Source organism: Kocuria sp. CPCC 205261 (assembly GCF_040981025.1).
GTDB classification, from domain to species: Bacteria; Actinomycetota; Actinomycetes; order Actinomycetales; family Micrococcaceae; genus Kocuria; species Kocuria marina.
In genome coordinates this window covers 149,164-169,617 of record NZ_JAVKPU010000007.1, presented here as the reverse complement: position 1 = coordinate 169,617, position 20,454 = coordinate 149,164, and the positions used below count along the sequence as shown (strand labels likewise).

Sequence of the window (20,454 nt, the reverse complement as noted above, 5' to 3'; positions counted from 1 at the left end):
TCGGGGCTGAACTTCTTGGGCATGTTCCGATTCTCCTTCAGTTGGATCGGAACGAAACCCAGGGCGCTTCACGGTGAGTGCCCAGCGGGACATCATGGGCGCGGGATGACACAGCGCCCGATCCGCCCATCGATAGTGGGACCCGATCGGAATCCCAAGGACTTGTAGCGCGGTGATCCCCGTGATGCGGACGGACGATCCAGAGCAGTTGAGATGACGTTGCAGCAACATGGCCCGTTGCACGTGATCCGGGGGCGAATCGGCGCGGCACCACAGCTCGTGGGCCAGTTGATGCATCGAAGGATCACGGGTCAGCTGGTGTTTCCGCCGACCCAGTTCACCGGAAGTGGCCACGAGAGGTCGTGGGCCTCGGTAAGTGGCAGTGATTCGTGAGTCCATGCCAGGAATCTAGGAACGGACGACCTAAAAATCGGAGGGCCTGGACTGGATGGGGAGTGCGGATGACCTCACGCCCCCGATCTCGTAAACATCTGTGCCCCGAAACGACACTGGATTCGCCTCGCTCCTTGCTTTTTCGGGGCACAGGTGTGGTGCAGCCCGGTTGCCGCGGTGGGGAGGTGGGTGGGCTGGTTGTGGGAGCACGCATGAGAAGCCACGTGGGCGCAGGGTGTGGGTGGGCATGGTGGATGGGGCGCGGGGCGGGGTGGGAGCCCCTCAGAACTGCCCGCACACCCGTTCCGAATTCAGAACTGCCCGTACACCCGCTCCGAGTTCTCCCAGATCCGCCGGCACAGCTCCTCGAGGTCCGTGTCCAGGATCTCCGCCATCCCCCGCACCGTGTAGTTGACCATGTACGGCGCATTGGGCCGGCCCCTGAACGGGTGCGGCGTGAGGAACGGCGCATCCGTCTCGCACAGCACGAGCCCCGGATCCGCTTCCCGCAGCGCTGCCTTGAGCGGTGCCGCATTCTTGAACGTCACGGTTCCCGCGAACGACATGTACCACCCGTTCTCGTTGCACAACCGCGCGAGCTCCGCGTCCCCCGAGAAGCAGTGGAACACCGTACGTTCGGGAGCCCCGGCATCACGGAGGATGCGCACCACGTCCTCGTGGGCCTCACGGTCGTGGATCTGCATGGCCACCCCGTGCCGCTTGGCGATCTCGATGTGCGCCCGGAACGACTCCTCCTGCACCGCTAACCCCGACTCCGGGGTGTGTACACGATCCATTCCCGTCTCGCCGACGCAGCGCACCCTACGCTGCCCCGCCAATTCATCGATCACCGCGAGCGCTTCGTCCAGCGAGCGCCCGCCCGTTGAGCCCGCGTCGTGTGCCCCCGTGAAACGCCCAGCCGCGGAAACTCCCCCTGGTCCATCGGACTCGAAGCGCCCCGCTCCGGACCCCTTCGCCGAGCCGTCACCCGCCGGAGCCGGTGCATCCAGGTCTCCGGAGACACCCGACCCGGCCAAGGTGGGGGCCTCGTTCGGGTGCAGCGCCACCGCTGCCAGCACCCTCGGAACCGTCTGCGCCGCTGCCACCGCGAATCGCGACGACTCCACGTCGCACCCTGCCTGGACCACCCCGCACACGGAGGCGTCCCTGGCCGTGGCCATCGCATCCACCACGGACACCCGTACCAACCCGTCCTGCATGTCCAGGTGGGTGTGGTTGTCCACCACGGGGTGCGGCAACGGCTCCGGCAGCGCAGGGAACGTGAGATTGCGACGTCGTCCTTGTGCATCCGTGTGCGCACGACGCTCCGTGCCCTCACCGTTGGGCACGTCGTCACCGGAATCGGCGACCGCGTACCGCTCCACGGTGTACGCCTCGGGCGTCTGTCCCGCCACGGGCTCGGGTCGGGCTGCGTGGTCCCACACGGATTCGGATACGGGTGTCTCGATCACCCCTCCACGATAGATGACGCGCTCCCGCCCGGCCCCGGGCAACCGCATCCGTGCGCCGCTCGGTGAGGAAGGGGCCCCGACCCCGTTCGCAATGCACCCGCACCTGGCAAATACCTGCGAACATGGGGACAAACACCCCCGGATCCCCCTGCCCGTGAGACGAGGAAATAATGGAGCAGTTCGCCGCCCGCACCAAGGCCATCCTTGACCGCATGAACTCGGTCATCGACGGCAAACCCGCCGAGACCCGCACGGCCCTGCTGACCCTGCTGGCCGGCGGCCACCTGTTGGTCGAGGACGTCCCGGGCGTGGGCAAGACCATGCTGGCCCGTACCCTGGCCGGCGCGGTGGGTGGGACGATCAACCGGATCCAGTTCACCCCGGACCTGCTCCCCACGGACATCACGGGCGTGTCGGTGTACGACCAGACCCGCAACCAGTTCGAGTTCAAACCCGGCCCGGTGTTCGCGAACGTGGTGATCGGGGACGAGATCAACCGCGCTTCGGCCAAGACCCAGTCCGCGCTGCTGGAGGCCATGGCGGAGGGCCAGGTCACGGCGGACGGCACCACGTACCGGCTGGCCGAACCGTTCATGGTCGTGGCCACCCAGAACCCGGTGGAGATGGACGGCACGTTCCCCCTCCCGGAGGCCCAGCGAGACCGGTTCATGGCGCGGATCTCCATGGGCTACCCGGACGCGGACGCCGAGGTCGCCATGCTGCGCGATCACGGCGCAGGCTCCCCGTTGACGGGTCTCGGGCCGGTCGTGGACATCGAGGAGGCCCGCGACCTCGTACGCCACGTGGCCTCGCTGCACGTGTCCACCCCGGTGCGCCGCTACGTGGTGGCACTGTGCCAAGCCACCCGCACGCACCCGCACCTGCGCCTGGGCGCGAGCCCCCGCGGGGCCCTGCAGTTGCAGGCGGCCGCCCGCGCGCAGGCCGCCCTGGCCGGACGCGACCACGTGCTGCCGGACGACGTCAAGGACGTCGCGGTGGCCGTACTCTCCCACCGCCTGCTCCTCGAGCGTCGCTCGGGCGCGGACAGCGCCCAGGACATCGTGCGCACGATCCTCTCCGACGTCCGCGTCCCCACCGAAGACGCCCCCCAGACCCGATGAAGGCTGCGGCTCCCGAGGCGCGGGTGGACTCACGCGCCAAGTTCACGGTGCGCGGGTGGTGTTTCCTGGCGGCAGCCGTGCTATGCCTGGCCGCCGCCACGTGGCTCGGCCGCAAGGACGTCCTGGCGCTGTCCCTGTTCCTGGGCATGGTGCCGCTGCTGTCCTCCCTGGCCATGTGGCTCGTCAAACCTCGCGTCCTGCTCAAACGTTCGGTGGACCCGCCGCTCGTCACGCTCGGCGACGCCGCCCAGGTGGCCCTGCGCGTACGACGTCGCTCCGCCTTCTCCGCGCGCAACCGCACCTCGGGTGCCGGTCGAGCAGGCTCCACCCACGACCCGGTGGACCCCGCGGTCCACGACATGGGCACAGCGGGAGGCGGCCTGACGGGTGGCATGGGCAATGGCCCGGCGGATGCCGCGAACCCCGGCCGCGGGGCAGGCCCGAACACCACCGACGCGGACCGCAAGGGCACCCTCCGCTCGGGCCGCACGAGCGCCGTCGCCGCGGTGGACGTGCACGAGACCGTGGACCCCCTGCTGGGCCGGGACCAGGACGTCTCGGTACCGGTGTCCGGGGCGCCGGTCACGTACACGGTGCGCCCGCGGCGTCGGGGGATCCACGAACTGGGTCCGGCCACGGTGCGCGTGGGCGACCCGTTCGGCGTGGTGACCGAACTGCTGGACGTGGCCGAGCGGACGTCGCTGTACGTGGCCCCGGAACCCGAGGACCTCACCGAGCACGGGGCTACCATGGCGCGTGAATCCGGCAACGACCCGTCCCGGCGCGCCCAACCGCAACCGGGACCCGACAACGTGATGACCCGCGAGTACCGCCACGGTGACCCCATGCGCCGGGTGCACTGGGCGGCGTCCGCCAAGCACGGCCAGCTCATGGTGCGCCAGGAGGACCCGCGCAGCACGCGCAGCGCCGTCGTGGTCCTGGACTCCGCGGCCGAACACTGGCCGGGCGCTCGTGTGTGGGCCGGTGTGCTCGAATCCACCGAGGAGTTCGAGTGGGCGGTGCGCGCGGCGGCGTCCGTGATCGAGCACCTCACGCGCCGCGAGACCGTGGTGCACGCGCTCGACGACCAGGGCCGCGCAATGCCCCGCGGCGAGGCACCGGTGGCCGACCTGCGGGATACGGACGTCACCGACGACACCGCCACGGAAGTCGTCCACGGCCTCTCCCGAGCGGCCCTCGTGAGCCGGCCCGAATCCGAGGCGTCGACCGATCCCCTGACCGAGCGCCTCGAACGGGAAGGGCTCTCCCACCCGTTGTTGCTGCTCACGGGCCGACTCTCCCCAGCGGCCGCGCGGCGCTACGTCACGGCAGCGGCGGCGAGCACGGTGTGTTCGGTCATCATGGTAATCGACGCCCCCGCGCACCGCCCCGACAGCGCCGCGGTGTTCGAGTCCGCGGGGTGGTCCGTGGTGTTGGTGACGCGCTGGACGGACGTGGACGCCGCATGGCTCGCGACCACCCGCGGCGCCACCCTGCTGACTCCGCCGCCGCCCGACCCCGGTGCCCGACAGCTGCGCATGGACGAGATGATGGGCCGCGCCCGAGGGAGGGCCACCGCATGAGCGCACCCGATCCCACGCCCCACGCGGACCACGACGCCATCTCCGCGGGGACCCCCGGCGCGGATGCGACCGCCACCGCGGCACCCACGGCTCAGGGCCGCTCGGTAACCCCCGCCGCCACCGGCCACCGGGCCGCTCCGGACGGCCGGAGCTCCGCCGGCCACTCCCGCACTCCGCACGATCAGCACATCCAGGGAGCGCATCCGCCCCGGCCCCGCGTGATCGAACTCAGTCTGCTTCTGCTCACCGCGATCGCCCTGGGCTGCGTGGGCATGGCCGGTGCGCTGAACGGCCTGTGGTGGCTGCCCTCCGTGGCGGCCACCGTGCTCACGGTGCTCGTGGTCACGGGCGCGGCCCGCTGGTTGCGCGTGCCCTCACCTCTCGTCACGGTCCTGGGCCTGGCCGCCCTGTTGCTCGCGTTGACCGTGGTGCACCTGCCTCCCCACGCCCTGCTGGGCTTCATCCCCACCGGGGAGACCTTCACCGCGGCCAGTGAGCTGTGGCGTTCCTCCGGCAACTTCATCTCCCGCGACGCCGCCCCCTACGGCCCGAACCCCGGGCTGGCCTTCGTGCTGTGCACCCTGGTGGGGCTGGTGACCGTCTTCATGGAAACCGTCCTCGTGGGCCTACGCATGGCCGGGCTCGCATGCCTGGGGGTCCTGGCGCTGCTCGTGCTCCCCGCGCTGACCCTGCCGGGCAGCGTCACTGCCCTCGGCCTGGCCGCGGCCGCGCTCGCCGCCCTGGCGCTGCTGGCCGGCTCACGGTTCTGGGGTGCCACGCGCGCCCAGCGCATCGCCCCGACCCCGGGAGGACTCCCCCGCGCCCTGCTCGTCATCGCCGGTGTACTCGCGGTCGTGCTGTTCGTCCCCGCTGTCATGCCCGGATTCTTCAACGGGGCCTTCCCCCAGGGCAGCTCGTTCACCGCGGAGCGCGCCTCCGGGGTGGGCCCGCTGCGCGCGGTGGGTCAGGACCTGCGCTCGGACGAGCACACCCGGCGGTTCTCCTACACGACCTCAGACGACCAGCCCCAATACATGCGGTTGCTCACCCTTTCCGATTTCGACCAGGACGAGTGGTTCCCGGACGTCGAGAACCTGGACGACGATCTGTCGGGTCTGGCCGACGCCGCGCGCAACCCGGTCCCCCGCGGCACCGAGGTCTCGGCCAAGGTCATGTTCGACGACTTCTCCGAGCACTGGCTGCCCGCACCCTACGCCCCGGTGGCCGTGAGTGGACTCGGTGACGAGGGGTGGGCGTGGAATCCCCGCGACCTGTCCATCTTCAGCGAGTCCACGGGAATGTCCGGGGCCGAGTACACGGTCACGTCCGCGCTGTCACGAGCCACCCCGGAGGCACTGCGGACGGCACCGTCGGCGGCGTCGGACCCGCAGCTCGGCGACTACCTGCGGCTGCCCGCAAACCGCCCGCAATCGGTCGCGGACGCCGCGCGCACGTTCACCGAGGGTGCGGACACGGACTACGACCGCGCCCTCGCGATCCAGAACCACCTGCGCGACGACTTCCGCTACGACGTGACCGCGCCGCTCGCCCAGGGCTACGACGCCGGCGGGATGGGATCGCTCGACGAATTCATGCGCACCCGCACGGGGTACTCGGGGCATTTCGCCCCGGCCATGGCCCTCATGGCCCGGGAAGTGGGTATCCCCGCGCGGGTCGCTGTGGGTTACCTGCCCACCGCCCCGGTCGAGGGCCCGGACGGCGGCCGTTCCTTCCCCGTGAGCACGGGCGATTCCCACGCGTGGCCCGAGCTGTACTTCGAGGGCGTGGGCTGGGTCCGTTTCGAGCCCACCCCCGGGGTGCCCAGCACCCCCGATTACGCGCCGGATTCGGCCCAGGACCAGGGTGGGGAGGGCCCGGAGACCCCGGAGGAGACCGCGGCGCCGAGCGACGAGCCCGAGCAACAGCCCAGCGAGGAACCCTCCGACCAGCCGTCCGATCAACCGAGTGAACAACCGGGGGACGACCCCTCGCAGGAGCCACCACCCCAGGACGAGGCGGTGCCGACCACCGCTGCGGTGCCGTGGTGGCTCGTGACCGGGATGCTCGGTCTGCTCGCGCTGCTGGCCCTCGTGGCGGCGCCGCGGGTGGTGCGCGGGCGGCGTCGTCGGGCTCGACTCGCGGCACTGCAGGACGCGTCCCTGACCCCGCAGCGCCGGGCCAACGCCGCGTGGGACGAGTTCCGCGCGCTCGCCGAGGACCACGGCGTCACCTCCCCCGCGTCCGACACGCCCCGCGTGCGGGCACGCCGGCTCGCGGCGGGGCTACCGGGTGCGCAGACCGCCGTGGATCACCTCGTCGCGGACCTGGAATCCGCGAGCTACGGCGCCCCGGACTCCCGCTGGACCCCGCGGACCACGCCGGAGGACCTCACGCTGGTCCGGGACGAGTTCCGGAAGCGGGCCTCGCGCGGCGGGCGGCTGCGCGCCGACTGGTGGCCGGCGTCTCTGTGGAGCGGCCCGCGCGGGTGACCACGACGCCGCGCGGGCGGGTCCGTCCCGCCCGCGCGGAGGCCGGGGCCGCGCCGTCATCACTGCACGGAGACCGGCAAGTCCGACCCGAGGGGCACTCGTCGGCGAGACGGTCGTCCTACATATCTGCGCGTCGTTACCGCGGGTCGGGTCAGTTCTGACCGCGCGCGGTGATCACGGCGTCGTAGAGCTTGCGTGTGCTCACCCCGTGCGCGGTGGCCACTTCGCGCGCGGCGGCCTTGAGCTTGACGTCGCTCGCGGCCACGAGGTGCTCGACCTCCTGAACGAGGTCCTCGGGCTCGGGAGCCGCGGCCGGTGGGGCACCATGCACGACTACCACGATCTCCCCGCGCACCTGGTTGTTCGCGGCCCACTCGACCAGACCCGCGAGGTCATCGCGCAGCACCTCTTCATGCAGCTTGGTCAGCTCGCGGCACACGGCCGCGCGCCGGTCCGCGCCCAGGGCGTCCCGCAGCGCGGTGAGCATCTCCGCGAGACGGTGCGGGGACTCGTAGAAGACCATGGTGCGGGGTTCGTCCCGCAGGGTCGCGAGGTGGGCCGCACGCTCGCCCGTCTTACGCGGCAGGAAGCCCTCGAACGTGAACCGGTCGGTGGGCAGCCCGGAGACCGCGAGCGCCGCGAGGACCGCCGAGGGCCCGGGGAGCACACTCACGGGCAGGTCCGCCTCGGCCGCGGCGCGCACGAGCGGGAACCCGGGGTCGGAGACCGTGGGCATGCCCGCGTCGGAGAGCACGGCCACGGTCCGACCGCGGCGCACCTCGTCCAGCAGTTCGCCGGTGCGCGCGTTCTCATTGTGTTCGTGGTGGGTGACCACCCGCCCGGTCACGGTCACGCCGAGCCCGGAGGCCAGGCGGTGCAGGGTGCGGGTGTCCTCCACGGCCAGCACGTCCGCGGTGTGCAGGATGTCCTTGAGCCGCTGGGACGCGTCCGAGAGGTTGCCGATGGGGGTGCCCACGACCACCACGGCACCGGGGCGGTGGTCCTCGGTGCCGGGGGTGGTCGTCGATGTCTGTGAACTCACCCGTCCACTCTACGAAGGTCCGCCGGTCGAACGCGGTGACGCCACCGTGGCCGGGCTGAATCTCCAGGGGTGCACCCTACGATGGGATCCGTGCCCTCGACTGTCTTCTCCCCCGCCTCGACCGCACCCGTGGCCCCCTCCGTGCGCGACCGCCTGCTCCCTGCGGTCACCCGGTTGCCCCGGTACTGGTGGGTCCCCCTGGCGCTCGTAACCCTGCTGGGCGGGGTGCTGCGCTTCGTGCACCTGTCGTGGCCGCACGCCGTGGTCTTCGACGAGACGTACTACCTCAAAGACGCCTACTCGCTGCTGCTCCACGGCACGGAGCAGCAATGGCCCGAGGGCGCGGACGAGGGTTTCGTCTCCGGGAACATCCCGGACACACAGGGTCACCCCTCTTTCGTGGTGCACCCGCCCCTGGGCAAGTGGCTCATCGCGATCGGGCTGTGGTTGTTCGGCGCGGACGACCCGTTCGGGTGGCGCTTCTCCGCGGCCCTGTTCGGCACGGCGTCCATCGCGGTGATCTGGTGCGCGGGATGGTTGTTGTTCCGCTCGGTCACCCTGGCCACGATCGCCGGTGTGCTGACCTCCCTGGACGGGCTGCACCTCGTGGAGTCCCGCCTGGCCCTGCTGGACGTCTTCCTCATGTTCTTCCTGTTGCTCGCCTTCGTCTTCGTCCTGTTGGACCGCGACGACGGTCGACGCCGCCTGCTCGCCCGCAGCCCCGGCGGCGTCCTGGGCCCGTGGTTGGGCGCGCGGTGGTGGCGGATCGCCGCGGGCGTGGCGTGCGGTGCGGCCGCGGCCGTGAAGTGGAACGCGCTGTTCAGCATCGCCGCGCTCGGGATCCTGGCGGTGCTGTGGGACATGAACGCGCGGCGGATCGCCGGGGTCAAGAACTGGTTCGCCGGTGCGGTGCTCAAGGACGGCCCGTGGGGATTCCTGAGCATGATCGGCGTGGGCGCGGTGGTGTACGTGATCACGTGGACCGGGTGGCTCACCACGAGCACGGGCTACAACCGCAACTGGGCCGAGCTGAACCCGGGCGACGGCCCGCAGTGGCTCCCGCCCGCCCTACGTTCCCTGTGGGAGTACCACGTGGCGGCCTATTCGTTCCACGCGGGGCTGTCCTCGCACCACACGTACATGGCCGGCCCGGCCACGTGGCCGGTCATGGCCCGCCCCACGTCCTACTTCTACGAATCCCCCGGACGAGGCGTGGACGGCTGCACGGTGGAGTCGTGCAGCCAGGCCATCCTCAACCTGGGCAACCCCGCCGTGTGGTGGGTGGGGATCCTGGCGGTGCCGCTGGGACTGTGGTTGTGGGCGGTGCTCCGTGACTGGCGCTTCGGTGCCCTCGTGGGCGTGTACGCGGCCGGTTACCTCCCGTGGTTCCTCTACCCGGAACGCACAATGTTCTTCTTCTACGCGCTGTCCTACTTCCCCGCCATGGTCCTGCTGATCACGGGGGCGATCGGGGTGCTCACAGGCAAGCTCGCGGTCCCCCGCCTGGGTGCCACCGCGGGCACGCCGTCCGCCGCGGTGCACGAGCAGGTGATCTCACCGGTGTGGGCGCGACGCTGGCGCAGGGTGAGCCTGGTGTTCCTGCTGCTCGTGGTGGTGCTCGCGGTGTTCTTCTGGCCCGTGTGGACCGCCCAGACCATTCCCTACGAGCACTGGCGCTGGCGGATGTGGTTCACCTCGTGGATCTGAAGGAGCGTGCCGCCCGCATCCGGCGGGTCGTGGCGAGCATGACCGCGAACGCCCCGATGAGCGCCACGAGCGCCACGGCGATCGCGGCGTCGATCCAGAACTGGGTGGGATAGAGTCGGATCAGGGTGTCCGAGATGCTGAAGGTCCACGTCCCGGAGCTGAAGAACAAGGAGTGGAACGCCGTGAAGAAGCTCTGCCACCCCACCACCGCGAACACGGCCGTGAGCAGCAACAGGACCACGGTGAGCCACGAGCCCGCGAACCACGCGGAAGAGGCGGTCCCCGGGGTCGCCCGGTGCAGGTACCAGGCCGCCAGGACGCTCAGCACGAGCAGGACGAACGCGATCAGCAGCCCCCAGTACATCACGTGCTGGACGTCCCGCATGTGAGAGACCTCCGCCGGGGTGAACGCCATGCCACCCTCGCTGCTCACCAGACCGCCCAAGTACTCGGGCGGGGCCAGGTTCATGATGTAGTCCATCCCGTAGGAACCGAACGTCATCCGTTCCTGCGTGCTCATCCCCCAGTGGTCAGCAGGGAAGCCGGGGCGGTGGTACTCGAGCCACAGGAAGACCGGGGTGGCCACGAGTCGTACCCCCAGCGCCACGAGCAGGACGGGCAGAGTGAGTGCCAGGAATCCCTGGAGGATGCGCTGCACCGCGGTGGGGCGGGGCCAGGGGCCGCGTGGGATGGAGGAGCTCACCGGGCTGTATCACCAGTTTCCGTGCCAGTCCTCGTCCGAGTAGTGCTCGAACGGGATGTTCCAGTCCCCGTAGCCATCGTCGGGATCGGCCTGGGGGTAGTCAGTGTTGACTACCTCCACCATGTCACCCGGGCGGAAGGTCTCAAAAATGTAGGCCGCACCCTCCGGCGGCATCCCCACGCACCCGTGGGACACGTTGGCCACGCCCAGCACGGGCATCGCGGACGGCAGCGCCTGGTGGATGAACTCGCCGCTCCACGTCAGCCGGGACACGTTGGACGCGTCGAACGGCGGGTAGTAGTGGGGGTCGCCGGGCTTGAGGTTCAGCGACGACGCCTTGAACTCGTAGGAGGCCGCTTGCTCGATGATGACCTTCTTGCCCGTGGTGGACGGCCAGTCCGGGTTGCCCAGGGTCACGGGCCAGCGACCGGTCTCCTTGCCGTTCACGTAGGCCACGAGGGTCTTGGTGTTGTTGTCCACGAACACCCGCTGCTCGGCACCGGTGCTGAACGACACCGTCTCGTTGCCGTTGCCGATCATCCCGTTGCCCAGATCCTTGCCCAGGATGCTAACGGTGACCGTGACCTTGGAGTTCGGGTCCCACGGTTGCTCCGGGCGGAAGCGCAGTTTGCGGTCCGAGTACCACCGGAACGCGCCGTCGCGGTGCGCCCCGTCCACGGTCACGGCCTTCTCGACCTCGTCCTTGTTCATGACGGGCTCGGAGAAGTTGAACTCCACGACCTGCCACACGCCGTAGGTCTGCCCGTCCTTGACGTTGAGGGCCACGTCCGCCTCGTGGGCGGCGTCCACCGTGCTGAACACGGACTGCCCCGTGCTGTCCCGGTCCCCGGAGCGCGCGGTGTAGTCCACCGTGTAGGTCTCGTCGAACGCAAGGGGCGCCTTCGAGCGCCACTCGTGGCCGTCCTGCGCGAGTTCGCCCTCGACCCGCTCCCCCGAGCCCGCGGCGCTCACGGTCACGTCCGTGAGTTCCCCGCCGTCCGCTGTGACGACCACGGGGTCCACGGGGTTGACCATGCTCGTGTCGGCGGCCGGGCTCACCTCGACCCGCACGGTCCCGAAACTCTTCGTGGGCGCGGTACTCGATGGAGCGGCGGCGGCGGACGACGGCGCTGCCGGGGTGGCGTCGTTCCCCCCGGCGCACGCGCTCAGGCCCAGGAGCCCCGCGAGAGCGAGGCACACGATGCCCGGACGACGACGCCGCGCGCTCGCCCCGGCGGGACGCGCGGGCTCGCGCGGTGTCCCGGGCAGCGGATCGCGGTGGTGGGAAGGGAGTCTCATGGGCACCTCACATCGGGGGGAGAACGGCGGCCGTGGGAATCACGGTCTCGCAGCCCACCCGGACGGGGCAACCGGGTTACGGCCGCCGCCAGTGCGGGGTGCGCAGGGCTGCGGGGAGGGGGACGGAGTCCATGCGCTGCCCCACCTGCGTATTTGCGTTCGCAATCGTACGCGTCGCTACAGAATAGCCGGTATTCGCCCCGGAACGGCCCATGGGAACATGACGCGCCGGGCGCGCGCCATTGGCGCCCGCGGAGCCCTCGGAACGGGGCATTTCGGCGGAACCGGAGTCGCCCGCGGGGCCGGAATCGGCGTCTGCCCGGGATTCGTCATCGCGGCCCTGGTAGGAGACGTCGCGCAACACGGGACCCCGTGACCGGGACGGGCCCGAGGGTCGCGCAGCCCCGGGCGGTCGCACGGCGCCCAGGAACGTACCACGCGCCGTGCGGTGGGGTGCGGGATCCTCGTCCGGTCGGACGGCTTCCACCACGGCGTCGAGGTCGTCGTGGTTCCAGCCGTCCGGTGACTCCAGGCGCACCACGCGCCAGCCCTTGGGTGCCGTCAATGAGTCCGCGTGCACGGGGCACAGGTCGTACGCGTGCGGTTCCCGCCGCGCGGACAGGGCACCGATCACCGCGGTGGAATCGGAATAGACATAGGTCAGGGTGCACACCGCGTCACGGTTGCACATCTGCTTGGAGCACGTGCGCCGCGGAGTCTCGGGAGCGGCCACGGGGTTCAGCGTCCCCGGCGACGCAGCCTGCGCCGCTCGCGCTCGGACAGGCCGCCCCAGATCCCGAACTTCTCGTCGTTGGCCATGGCGTAGTCCAGGCACTTGCCGCTCACGGGGCACGCCTCGCACACGCGCTTGGCGTCCCGGGTGGACCCGCCCTTCTCGGGGAAAAAGGCCTCGGGATCGGTCTGGGCGCACAGGGCGTCGGTCTGCCACGCGAGCTCGCCCTCGGCGTCGCCCTCGCTCACGGAGTACAGCCCGGCCACGGCCTGCCACACGGAGGCGTCCACGCTCTGGACGTCGTGGACCTCGGTGGTGCTCAGGTCTTGGGGGGTGCTCACGGGGGGTTGCGGTTCACGCGGCTTCTTGCGGTCGGAACGCAGGAGCACGTCCCCGGCGACCTCGGGGTGTGCGGCCAGGAAGGCCGTGGCGAGATCGTCCAGTGTGGTCACACCCAAGTCCCCCCGGGCTTGATCCACGGGATCCACGAACCAGTCCACGGGAGCTGCACCCCCGGTCGACCCGGGTTCGTAGTCCTCCCGAGCATCGATCTGGCGGCGTGCGGCCTCTCCCATGTCGCTCCTTCCGTCCCACGCGTTCGCTGTTCAAATGCCCTCAACCAGCCCGGTTGTCCCGACCGAAAACGAGTCCGCCACGTAGGGGCGTACACCGTCGATATCCAGGTGGACCCCCTAATTACACGCGTGTAAGTCCTACTGAGTCAAGCCGAGTATCCTGGGCTTCCCGGGTCCACCGGCGCGCCGCCCGGGAACCCGTGGTTCCGTCACATACCCTAAGGAGTTTCCTCGTGGGACGCACACCGACAGACCTGGCCCAGGCCCTGCAGACCGTGGCCGAGCGCCCCACCCCCGCTCTGATCTGGCGCGACGGCGCCGAACGGGTCGAGCTGTCCGGGCGGGTCCTGGTGAACTGGGTCGAGAAGGCCGCCGGGCTGCTCGTGGACGAGCTCGACGTCGTCGCCTCCGACGTCCTCACGATTTCCCCCGTGCCGCACTGGCGACTCGCGGTGCTCACGTTCGCGGCGTTACGCGCGGGTGCGCGCGTGGACTTCACGCGTCATCCCGAACCGGATTCGGTGGTCCATGCGTACCCGGAGTCTCACCCTGACGACGACGCCGCGGCGCAGACCCTGTTGGTGGTCGCCGAACCCGCACTGGCCTTCGAGTGCTCGGGGCCCCTGCCCAAGGGCGCGGTGGACTTCTGCGACGAGGTCCGGGCGCAACCGGACATGTACGGGGGTCTCGAGAACCCGGAACCCGACAGCGTGGCGCTGCCGTCCGGGGTGACCCACGCGGAGGTACTGCCGCGAGCGTTGGAGCTCGCCGGAACCGACGGGGGCACCGTGTACCTGCCGCTCACCGAGGGTTGGGGCGAGAACGCGGCCCTGCGGACCCTGGGAATCATCACGGGCGGTGGGGCGGTGGTGCTGAGCGCGCGTCCCGAGGACGCCACGGCCGCTGTCCTGGACCAGGAGCGCGCGACCCGCGGTTGACACCGAAACACGGTGGCGCCTGCACCGGGCCGCGCGACCGGCGGTGGTCCGGCCGGCGTTTGTCTGGTGCAGGCGCCCTGTTCGACGGTCCTCGCGGATCAGGACGCGCGGCGCACGTCCTGCTCGGGAAGGGTGTTCGCCACCGTGTCCTCGGGCCGCAGCGCCGGGTTCCCGTGGTGGGATGCCGGGTCGTTGTGTCGGGGCGTCTTGTCCTCGCGCTGCGGGATCACGGGGATCTGCCCGGTGATGAACGCGAGTTCCTGGTCCGGGCTGCTCGCGAAGTCCGGGTCCTGGTCCAGCTTGGTGCTGAACACCCAGAAGCGGTAGGCGAAGTAGCGGAAGATCGTGCCCAGGATGGTGCCGATGATCGTGCCGGAGATGAAGGACGCGGTCGCGGAGGTCAGGCCCAGGACGTAGTAGCTGACCCCGAGGCACCCGAGTTCGATCCCCATGCCGATGCCGTTGGCCACCAGGAACTGCACGAGTTCCTTGCGTTTGTCCTCTTGGCGCTTGTCCCGGAAGGTCCACAACCGGTTGGCGACCCACGAGAAGATGATGGCCACGACCGTGGTGACCACCTTGGCCTTGATGTGGCTTTCCGCGAAGTACTGCGTGTGCATGAGCACCCAGACCAGGCCCGCGTTGATGGCGAACGCAGCCGCACCCACGACCCCGAACTTCGCGAGTTCTTTGACGAACAGATTCCACAGCGCGTGTGCGCGATCAAACATTTTGTTCAAGATTCGATCCCAATCTGACGCTCGGGGAAGAGGGATGGGCGGCCGCACCGGCGTGGCCCGCCGCCGACCCGTGACCCGCCACGACACGGATGATGTGGCGTCCGCAGGATGATTGAGTGCATCGTACTCCGAAATGGCTGAACGTCCGCTGTGGCGCTAGCCTGAAGCCGTGAATTCTCCCATTACCGGTCCTGTCATTGGTGTGGTGGGCGGCGGGCAGTTGGCCCGCATGATGGCCCCCGCCGCCGTCGCTCTCGGCGTGGAACTGCGCGTGTTGGCCGAGGGCCCGGAGGTCAGTGCCGTGGCCGCGGTGCGCACGGCACCCACGGGTGACTACACGGATCTCGAGACCCTGCAGCGTTTCGCCGCGGACGTGGATGTGCTCACGTTCGACCACGAACACGTTCCCACCGAGCATCTGCGCGCGCTCGAGGCGCAGGGTGTGGCGGTGCGTCCGGGGCCGTCCGCCCTGGTGCATGCGCAGGACAAGCTCGTGATGCGCCGCGCCGTCGCCGAGCTGGGCTTGCCCAATCCGCAGTGGCAGGAAGTCTACTCCCCGCAGGAACTCGTGGCGTTCGGCGAGCGGGTGGGTTGGCCCGTGATCCTCAAAACCCCGCGCGGCGGGTACGACGGCAAGGGCGTCCTCAAGGTCGACGGCCCGCAGGACGCCGGCACCGGCACCGCCGCCGAGTGGTTCGAACGCGCCACCGGCCAGGACGACGGCGCCGGGTTGCTCGCCGAGGAAGCGGTCGCGTTCTCGCGGGAACTGTCCGCGATGGTCGCGCGCCGGCCCTCGGGGCAGACCGTGGCGTGGCCCGTGGTGGAGTCCATCCAGGTGGCCGGGGTGTGCGACGAGGTCATCGCCCCCGCCCCCGGCCTGGATCCCCAGGTGGCCCGCGCGGCACAGGACGCCGCGGTCCGGCTGGCCGAGGAACTGGGCGTGACCGGGGTGATGGCCGTGGAGCTGTTTGAGACCCCCGGGATGGACGCGGGTTTCGCGGTCAACGAGCTCGCCATGCGCCCCCACAACTCGGGTCACTGGAGCATGGACGGATCCGTCACGGGACAGTTCGAGCAGCACCTGCGCGCCGTGCTGGACTGGCCCCTGGGCGCCACGGACGTCGTGGCCGGGGCGGCCGTGATGAAGAACTACCTGGGCGGGGACAACCAGGACCTCTTCGCCGCGTATCCGCAAGCACTGAGCGCGGAACCCCGCGCCAAGATCCACAACTACGGCAAGTCCGTGCGCCCGGGGCGCAAGATCGGTCACGTCAACGTGGTGGGCGGCGCCCACGAGATCCAGCGGTTGCGCCAGATCGCGACCCACGCGGCGAGCATCCTGCGCGACGGCGAGGACCGCGGCGTGCGACCCACCGACGTCACCGATGCTCCCGAGCAGCAGCCGTGGGGTGCCGTCCCGTCCGGTCAGGACGAGCCCCCGCGCGTGGGTCTCGTGATGGGCTCGGACTCGGACTGGGCCACCATGCGGGCCGCGGCCGAGGCCCTCGAGGAACTAGGGGTCCCGTACGAGGCGGACGTGGTCTCCGCGCACCGGATGCCCACCGAGATGCTCGAGTACGGCCGTACCGCCCACGAGCGTGGCCTGCGGGTCATCATCGCCGGGGCCGGCGGTGCCGCCCACCTGCCGGGTATGCTCGCGTCCGTCACGCCGCTGCCCGTGATCGGGGTGCCCGTGGCGTTGAAGACCCTGGACGGCATGGATTCCCTGCTGTCCATCGTGCAGATGCCCGCGGGGGTTCCCGTGGCCACGGTGTCGATCAACGGCGCCCGCAACGCCGGTCTGCTCGCCGCCCGGGTGCTGGGATCGGCGCCGGACGCGTCCGGGCAGGACCTGCGGGAACGACTGCGGGATTTCGCACAGGAGCTCTCGGAGGCGGCGCATCGGAAGGGCTCCGCGCTGCGTGACACCGTGGGCCGCGGAACCGCCTCCCAGGACTGAGCGCCACCCCCTTCGGGGTGCATTGTCGGCCCGGACCCAGGCGGACAAGGCACAATGATCGGGTCGGGATCCGTTCTCCTCTGATGGATCCCGGCCCGGCGGGCCCGCACCCATGGCCCGTCGCAACACCGACTTCCCCTTCAGCACGGAGTTGCACGTGAACGGATCCAGCGACCGGCCCGACGACGCCGCCCCCCATCCCACGGCCACCAAGGCCTACGAGAGCGTGGCGTCGGGCTCCCACACCGCATCGGACGAGCCGCCCGCGGGCGCCACCGCCGAGCGTCACCCGGGCGACGGGCCGCGACGATCGCGTTCCCGCGTGGGGGATCCCCTCAGGAGTCCCCGGTTCGCTGCACCCGCCACCCGCACCAAGCGGGCCTGGTGGCTGCTGGGTACCACGCTGCTCGTGCCCGGTTCCGCGCAACTCGTGGCGGGCCGACGCGGCCTGGGGCGGATCGCCGTGCGCGTGACCGCCGTGGTGTGGGCGCTCGTGCTCGCCGCCCTGTTGTTGTGGGTCGTGTGGCGCAGCGCGCTGATCTGGTTGCTGACCAACACCGTGACCTCCGCGGTGCTCATGTACGGCCTGGTGGCGCTCGCGATCGGGTGGGTGCTGTTGTGGTTCGACACGCTGCGCCTGATCAGACCCGGGCTGCTCGGGGACGGGATGCGCCGGGCCGTGGTGCTCGTGACCGTGCTCGCGATGCTCGTGACCGGAGGGGGACTCGGCTACGCGGCGCACCTGGTCTCTGTGGCCCGCAACGCGGTCTCGGACATCTTCGGCGGGGGCATGCCGTTCGCCCCGGAGGACGGGCGCTATAACATCCTGCTCATGGGCGGTGACGCCGGTGACGACCGCGAGGGCCGCCGCCCGGACTCCATGACGGTGCTCAGCATCGACGCCTCCTCGGGACAGACGGTCACGATCTCCCTGCCCCGCAACCTGCAGAACGTCCCGTTCCCGGCGGACTCCCCCATGAACTCGGTCTACCCCGAGGGGTTCAATTGCGGGGACGAGTGCATCATGAACGCCGTCTACACGGACGTGATGCAGAACCACAAGGACCTCTACCCGGACGTCGCCGATCCCGGGGCGCAGGCCACCAAGGAGGCCGCCGAGGGCGTCACGGGCCTGAAGATCCAGGCGTACGCGCTGATCGACATGGACGGCTTCGCGTCCCTCGTGGACGCGCTCGGCGGGATCGACATCAACGTGGGTGGCCGCGTACCGATCGGCGGCGGGACCAACCTGGACACGGGACTGAAGAACCCCATCCTGGGGTGGATCGAGCCCGGGACCCAGCACATGGACGGCTTCCACGCCCTGTGGTACGCCCGCTCCCGCGAGGGCGCCACGGACTACGACCGCCAGGCCCGGCAGCGCTGCGTCCAGGCCGCGATGCTCGCGCAGCTGAACCCGGTCGCGGTGGCCACCAAGTTCGACGAGCTCGCGAGCTCTGGCCAGCAGATCCTCGAGACGGACATCCCGCAGTCCTCGATCGGCTCCATGGTCACCGTGGCCACGAAGGCCAAGGACCACGAGCTGCAGGCGTACGCGGCGGGTCCTCCCTACTACGACCAGTCCTTCCCCACCTATCCGGACTACGCGCAATTCCAGTCCGACGTCTCCCGGGTCCTGGCGAACGCGAACGGCGACGACGCCCAGGCCGCCGGGGGCGTGCGCGGCGACGCAGCGGCGTCGTCCGCCGACACACCCGGCACCGTGGGTTCCCAGGGTGCGGCGCGAGCGGGCGGGGTGTCCGCGCTGGGCGGCGGTGCGGGCGTCGGGACGGCCGTGGTCGTGCCCGCCGCGCTCAAGGTACCGGCGCAGGAGCAGTTGTCGCCGAACGGGACGTGCTCGGTCCCCTGACCCGGCACCCCGGACCCGCGCACTCGGTACAGTTGGGGGCGTGGCGAACATCCTGCAGTCCCCCGAATGGGCACGGTTTCAGCAAAGCATCGGACACCGCGTGATCCAGGCGAATGGGCCGGGCTGGCGGTACCTCGCGACCGTCGAGGGCGGGCGCACCGGACGGTACCTGTACTGCCCGTACGGCCCCGAAGCGGACTCCCCGCACACGTTCGACGCCGCTCTGGCGGACCTCACGGCGCAGGCCGAGGCGCACCGGTGCTGGTTCGTGCGCGTGGAGCCGATCAACGGTCACCCGGTGGACGGTCTGGAGACCCCGGAGGCATCGCTCAAGCGGCGAGGCATGAAGCTCGCGCCGCGACAGGTGCAACCGGGACACACCCAGCTGATCGACCTGCGCAAGGACGCCAAGGACCTGCTCAAGGACATGAAGTCCACCAACCGCAATCTCTACCGCAACATCCACAAGAAGGGCGTGAGCATCGAGCGCTCCGAGGATCCCGCGGACGTGCGGTACCTGCTGACCTTCCTGGACGCGACCGCCAAGCGGCGCAACTTCAATCGGCAGCATGACGACTACCTGCGGGCCGTCGCGGAATCGCTCATGCCCGCGGGTGCCGCGAGCCTCTATCTCGCCAAGTTGGACGGTGAGCCGATCGCGGCCTCGCTCGTGTACGACTCCGAGGACACCCGCACCTACGCGCACGCGGCCACGGACCAGACCCACCGGAAGCTTTCGGCGGGGATCCCGCTCGTGGTGACCATGATCATGGACGCCAAGGAGAAGGGGCTCACGTGGTTCGACCTCTTCGGCACCGCTCCCGAGGGCGCGGGGCCCGAACACGAGTGGTACGGCTTCACGTCCTTCAAGAAGTCCTTCGGCGGCGAGCCCGTGTCCTACCCGGGGACGTGGGACCTGCCGGTCTCCCGCGCGGGCTACACTGCCTACGGTGCGGTGCGTGCGGGCCGTGAGACCCTCGGGGCAGCCCGGGGCAAACTGCGCACCCTGCGCGAGCGTAGGGTGGGCGCATGACTCGCACAGCCCTGATCACGGGTGCCACCGGTGGCATCGGACGTTCCTTCACCCATGCCCTGCACGAGCGCGGCTACGGCCTGATCCTCACGGGCCGCAGCACCGAGAAGCTCACGGAACTGTCCCAGACCGTCACGGGCGGCACCGCGCAGATCGTCGTGGCGGACCTCGGGACCACCGAGGGGATCGACACCATTGTGGACGTGCTGGAACGCAACCCCGTGGACCTGCTGATCAACAACGCGGGCTTCGGCAGTCACGGCGAGTTCGCCCACCTGGACCTGGACCACGAGATCGAGGAGCTCACGGTCAATGTCCGGGCCCTCATGACGCTGACCCACACCGCCCTGGGTGCCATGACCGCCGCGGGGCACGGCGCGATCGTGAACATCGCGTCCGTGGCGAGCTTCCAGCCCCTGCCGTCCATGGCCACGTATAGCGCGTCCAAGGCGTTCGTGGACCGCTTCAGCCTCGCCGTGGGTGTGGAGGCCCGCAAGCACGGCGTACACGTGTTGAGCGTTAACCCCGGTCCCGTGGACACCCAGTTCTTCACGGTCGCCAATGCGCAGGCCATCGAGCTGGGCCGTTCCGCGAATCCGGACGACCTCGTGGCCGCGACGCTCACGGCACTCGACAAGAAGCGGTCCCGGCTCGTGTTCCCGCGCGCGTACTACGTCCTGGACGCCCTCACGGGTGTGCTCCCGCGGTCGCTGGTCGCGCGCGCCGCGAACGTGGTCTCGGGCCGCAAGTAGTCCCACCCCGCGCCGGCAGAGTTCGTCCCGGGCGGGCGGGGCTC

16 protein-coding genes and 1 pseudogene are annotated in these 20,454 nt (G+C 70.3%); 10 read left to right on the top strand and 7 right to left on the bottom strand.

Annotation, left to right across the window (positions count from 1 at the left end; translation table 11 throughout):
- Positions 1-704: 704 nt before the first annotated feature.
- The gene (locus RF646_RS08840; protein ID WP_368835753.1) at positions 705-1,865 is read right to left on the bottom strand and encodes a TatD family hydrolase; all 1,161 of its coding nucleotides are present in this window, start codon (positions 1,863-1,865) and stop codon (positions 705-707) included.
- Positions 1,866-2,035: 170 nt separating this feature from the next.
- On the opposite strand from RF646_RS08840, the gene RF646_RS08835 reads away from it, so the two are divergent.
- From RF646_RS08835 to RF646_RS08825, 3 genes are read left to right on the top strand one after another with little or no spacing between them, the layout of a single operon-like run.
- Complete coding sequence (locus tag RF646_RS08835) at positions 2,036-2,986, top strand: AAA family ATPase (protein WP_368835752.1); 951 nt, start codon at positions 2,036-2,038, stop codon at positions 2,984-2,986.
- The gene (locus RF646_RS08830; protein WP_368835751.1) at positions 2,983-4,569 is read left to right on the top strand and encodes a DUF58 domain-containing protein; all 1,587 of its coding nucleotides are present in this window, start codon (positions 2,983-2,985) and stop codon (positions 4,567-4,569) included. Before RF646_RS08835 ends, RF646_RS08830 begins: the two co-directional genes overlap by 4 nt.
- On the top strand, positions 4,566-7,058 hold the full coding sequence (locus RF646_RS08825) for a transglutaminaseTgpA domain-containing protein (RefSeq protein WP_368835750.1): 2,493 nt from the start codon (positions 4,566-4,568) through the stop codon (positions 7,056-7,058). The genes RF646_RS08830 and RF646_RS08825 overlap by 4 nt, the downstream gene beginning before the upstream one ends.
- 151 nt (positions 7,059-7,209) lie before the next feature.
- On the opposite strand, the gene rsmI is transcribed toward RF646_RS08825, so the two are convergent.
- A complete protein-coding gene (gene rsmI, locus RF646_RS08820; protein ID WP_368835749.1) occupies positions 7,210-8,100 on the bottom strand; it encodes a 16S rRNA (cytidine(1402)-2'-O)-methyltransferase in 891 nt (296 codons plus the stop codon).
- An 81-nt stretch (positions 8,101-8,181) separates the two neighbouring features.
- Here rsmI and RF646_RS08815 point away from each other — a divergent pair, with 81 nt between their 5' ends.
- Positions 8,182-9,807 carry a dolichyl-phosphate-mannose--protein mannosyltransferase gene (locus RF646_RS08815; RefSeq protein WP_368835748.1) on the top strand — a complete coding sequence of 542 codons (1,626 nt, stop codon included), beginning with the start codon at positions 8,182-8,184 and terminating at the stop codon, positions 9,805-9,807.
- Here RF646_RS08815 and RF646_RS08810 read toward each other — a convergent pair.
- The 4 genes from RF646_RS08810 to RF646_RS08795 all read right to left on the bottom strand — a co-directional run bounded on the left by RF646_RS08810 (position 9,791) and on the right by RF646_RS08795 (position 13,117).
- The gene (locus RF646_RS08810; RefSeq protein ID WP_368835747.1) at positions 9,791-10,510 is read right to left on the bottom strand and encodes a TIGR01906 family membrane protein; all 720 of its coding nucleotides are present in this window, start codon (positions 10,508-10,510) and stop codon (positions 9,791-9,793) included. The genes RF646_RS08815 and RF646_RS08810 overlap by 17 nt on opposite strands.
- 9 nt (positions 10,511-10,519) lie before the next feature.
- Positions 10,520-11,809 (bottom strand): Ig-like domain-containing protein, encoded by a 1,290-nt coding sequence (locus RF646_RS08805; protein ID WP_368835746.1) that lies wholly within the window; start codon positions 11,807-11,809, stop codon positions 10,520-10,522.
- A gap of 76 nt (positions 11,810-11,885) precedes the next feature.
- A complete protein-coding gene (locus RF646_RS08800; RefSeq protein WP_260850662.1) occupies positions 11,886-12,542 on the bottom strand; it encodes a DUF3499 domain-containing protein in 657 nt (218 codons plus the stop codon).
- A gap of 5 nt (positions 12,543-12,547) precedes the next feature.
- Entirely contained in the window at positions 12,548-13,117 is a 570-nt protein-coding gene (locus tag RF646_RS08795; RefSeq protein ID WP_368835745.1) for a WhiB family transcriptional regulator, read from the bottom strand.
- A gap of 233 nt (positions 13,118-13,350) precedes the next feature.
- Here RF646_RS08795 and RF646_RS08790 point away from each other — a divergent pair, with 233 nt between their 5' ends.
- Positions 13,351-14,055, top strand: a complete 705-nt coding sequence (locus RF646_RS08790; RefSeq protein ID WP_368835744.1) for a TIGR03089 family protein — start codon at positions 13,351-13,353, stop codon at positions 14,053-14,055.
- Positions 14,056-14,153: 98 nt separating this feature from the next.
- Here the strand turns inward: RF646_RS08790 and RF646_RS08785 are convergent, their stop codons facing one another.
- Positions 14,154-14,786, bottom strand: coding sequence for a GtrA family protein (locus RF646_RS08785; RefSeq protein WP_368835743.1), 633 nt, complete (start codon positions 14,784-14,786; stop codon positions 14,154-14,156).
- A 190-nt stretch (positions 14,787-14,976) separates the two neighbouring features.
- Here RF646_RS08785 and RF646_RS08780 point away from each other — a divergent pair.
- The 5 genes and pseudogenes from RF646_RS08780 to RF646_RS08760 all read left to right on the top strand — a co-directional run.
- A pseudogene (locus RF646_RS08780) lies at positions 14,977-16,146 on the top strand (5-(carboxyamino)imidazole ribonucleotide synthase); the annotation flags it as partial.
- A 12-nt stretch (positions 16,147-16,158) separates the two neighbouring features.
- Complete coding sequence (gene purE / locus RF646_RS08775) at positions 16,159-16,755, top strand: 5-(carboxyamino)imidazole ribonucleotide mutase (protein WP_368835754.1); 597 nt, start codon at positions 16,159-16,161, stop codon at positions 16,753-16,755.
- 157 nt (positions 16,756-16,912) lie between these two features.
- On the top strand, positions 16,913-18,625 hold the full coding sequence (locus RF646_RS08770) for an LCP family protein (protein WP_144998750.1): 1,713 nt from the start codon (positions 16,913-16,915) through the stop codon (positions 18,623-18,625).
- Between the two features lie 40 nt (positions 18,626-18,665).
- On the top strand, positions 18,666-19,658 hold the full coding sequence (locus RF646_RS08765) for a lipid II:glycine glycyltransferase FemX (protein WP_368835742.1): 993 nt from the start codon (positions 18,666-18,668) through the stop codon (positions 19,656-19,658).
- Positions 19,655-20,410, top strand: coding sequence for an SDR family NAD(P)-dependent oxidoreductase (locus RF646_RS08760; RefSeq protein WP_367403522.1), 756 nt, complete (start codon positions 19,655-19,657; stop codon positions 20,408-20,410). Before RF646_RS08765 ends, RF646_RS08760 begins: the two co-directional genes overlap by 4 nt.
- Positions 20,411-20,454 lie beyond the last annotated feature (44 nt).

Bases quoted from the DNA above. Each gene is read 5' to 3' on its own strand.
- RF646_RS08795 (WP_368835745.1), bottom strand. From the start codon at position 13,117: ATGGGAGAGGCCGCACGCCGCCAGATCGATGCTCGGGAGGACTACGAA.
- RF646_RS08830 (WP_368835751.1), top strand. From the start codon at position 2,983: ATGAAGGCTGCGGCTCCCGAGGCGCGGGTGGACTCACGCGCCAAGTTC.
- RF646_RS08815 (WP_368835748.1), top strand. From the start codon at position 8,182: ATGGGATCCGTGCCCTCGACTGTCTTCTCCCCCGCCTCGACCGCACCC.
- RF646_RS08805 (WP_368835746.1), bottom strand. From the start codon at position 11,809: ATGAGACTCCCTTCCCACCACCGCGATCCGCTGCCCGGGACACCGCGC.
- RF646_RS08760 (WP_367403522.1), top strand. From the start codon at position 19,655: ATGACTCGCACAGCCCTGATCACGGGTGCCACCGGTGGCATCGGACGT.
- RF646_RS08785 (WP_368835743.1), bottom strand. From the start codon at position 14,786: ATGTTTGATCGCGCACACGCGCTGTGGAATCTGTTCGTCAAAGAACTC.
- RF646_RS08825 (WP_368835750.1), top strand. From the start codon at position 4,566: ATGAGCGCACCCGATCCCACGCCCCACGCGGACCACGACGCCATCTCC.
- RF646_RS08835 (WP_368835752.1), top strand. From the start codon at position 2,036: ATGGAGCAGTTCGCCGCCCGCACCAAGGCCATCCTTGACCGCATGAAC.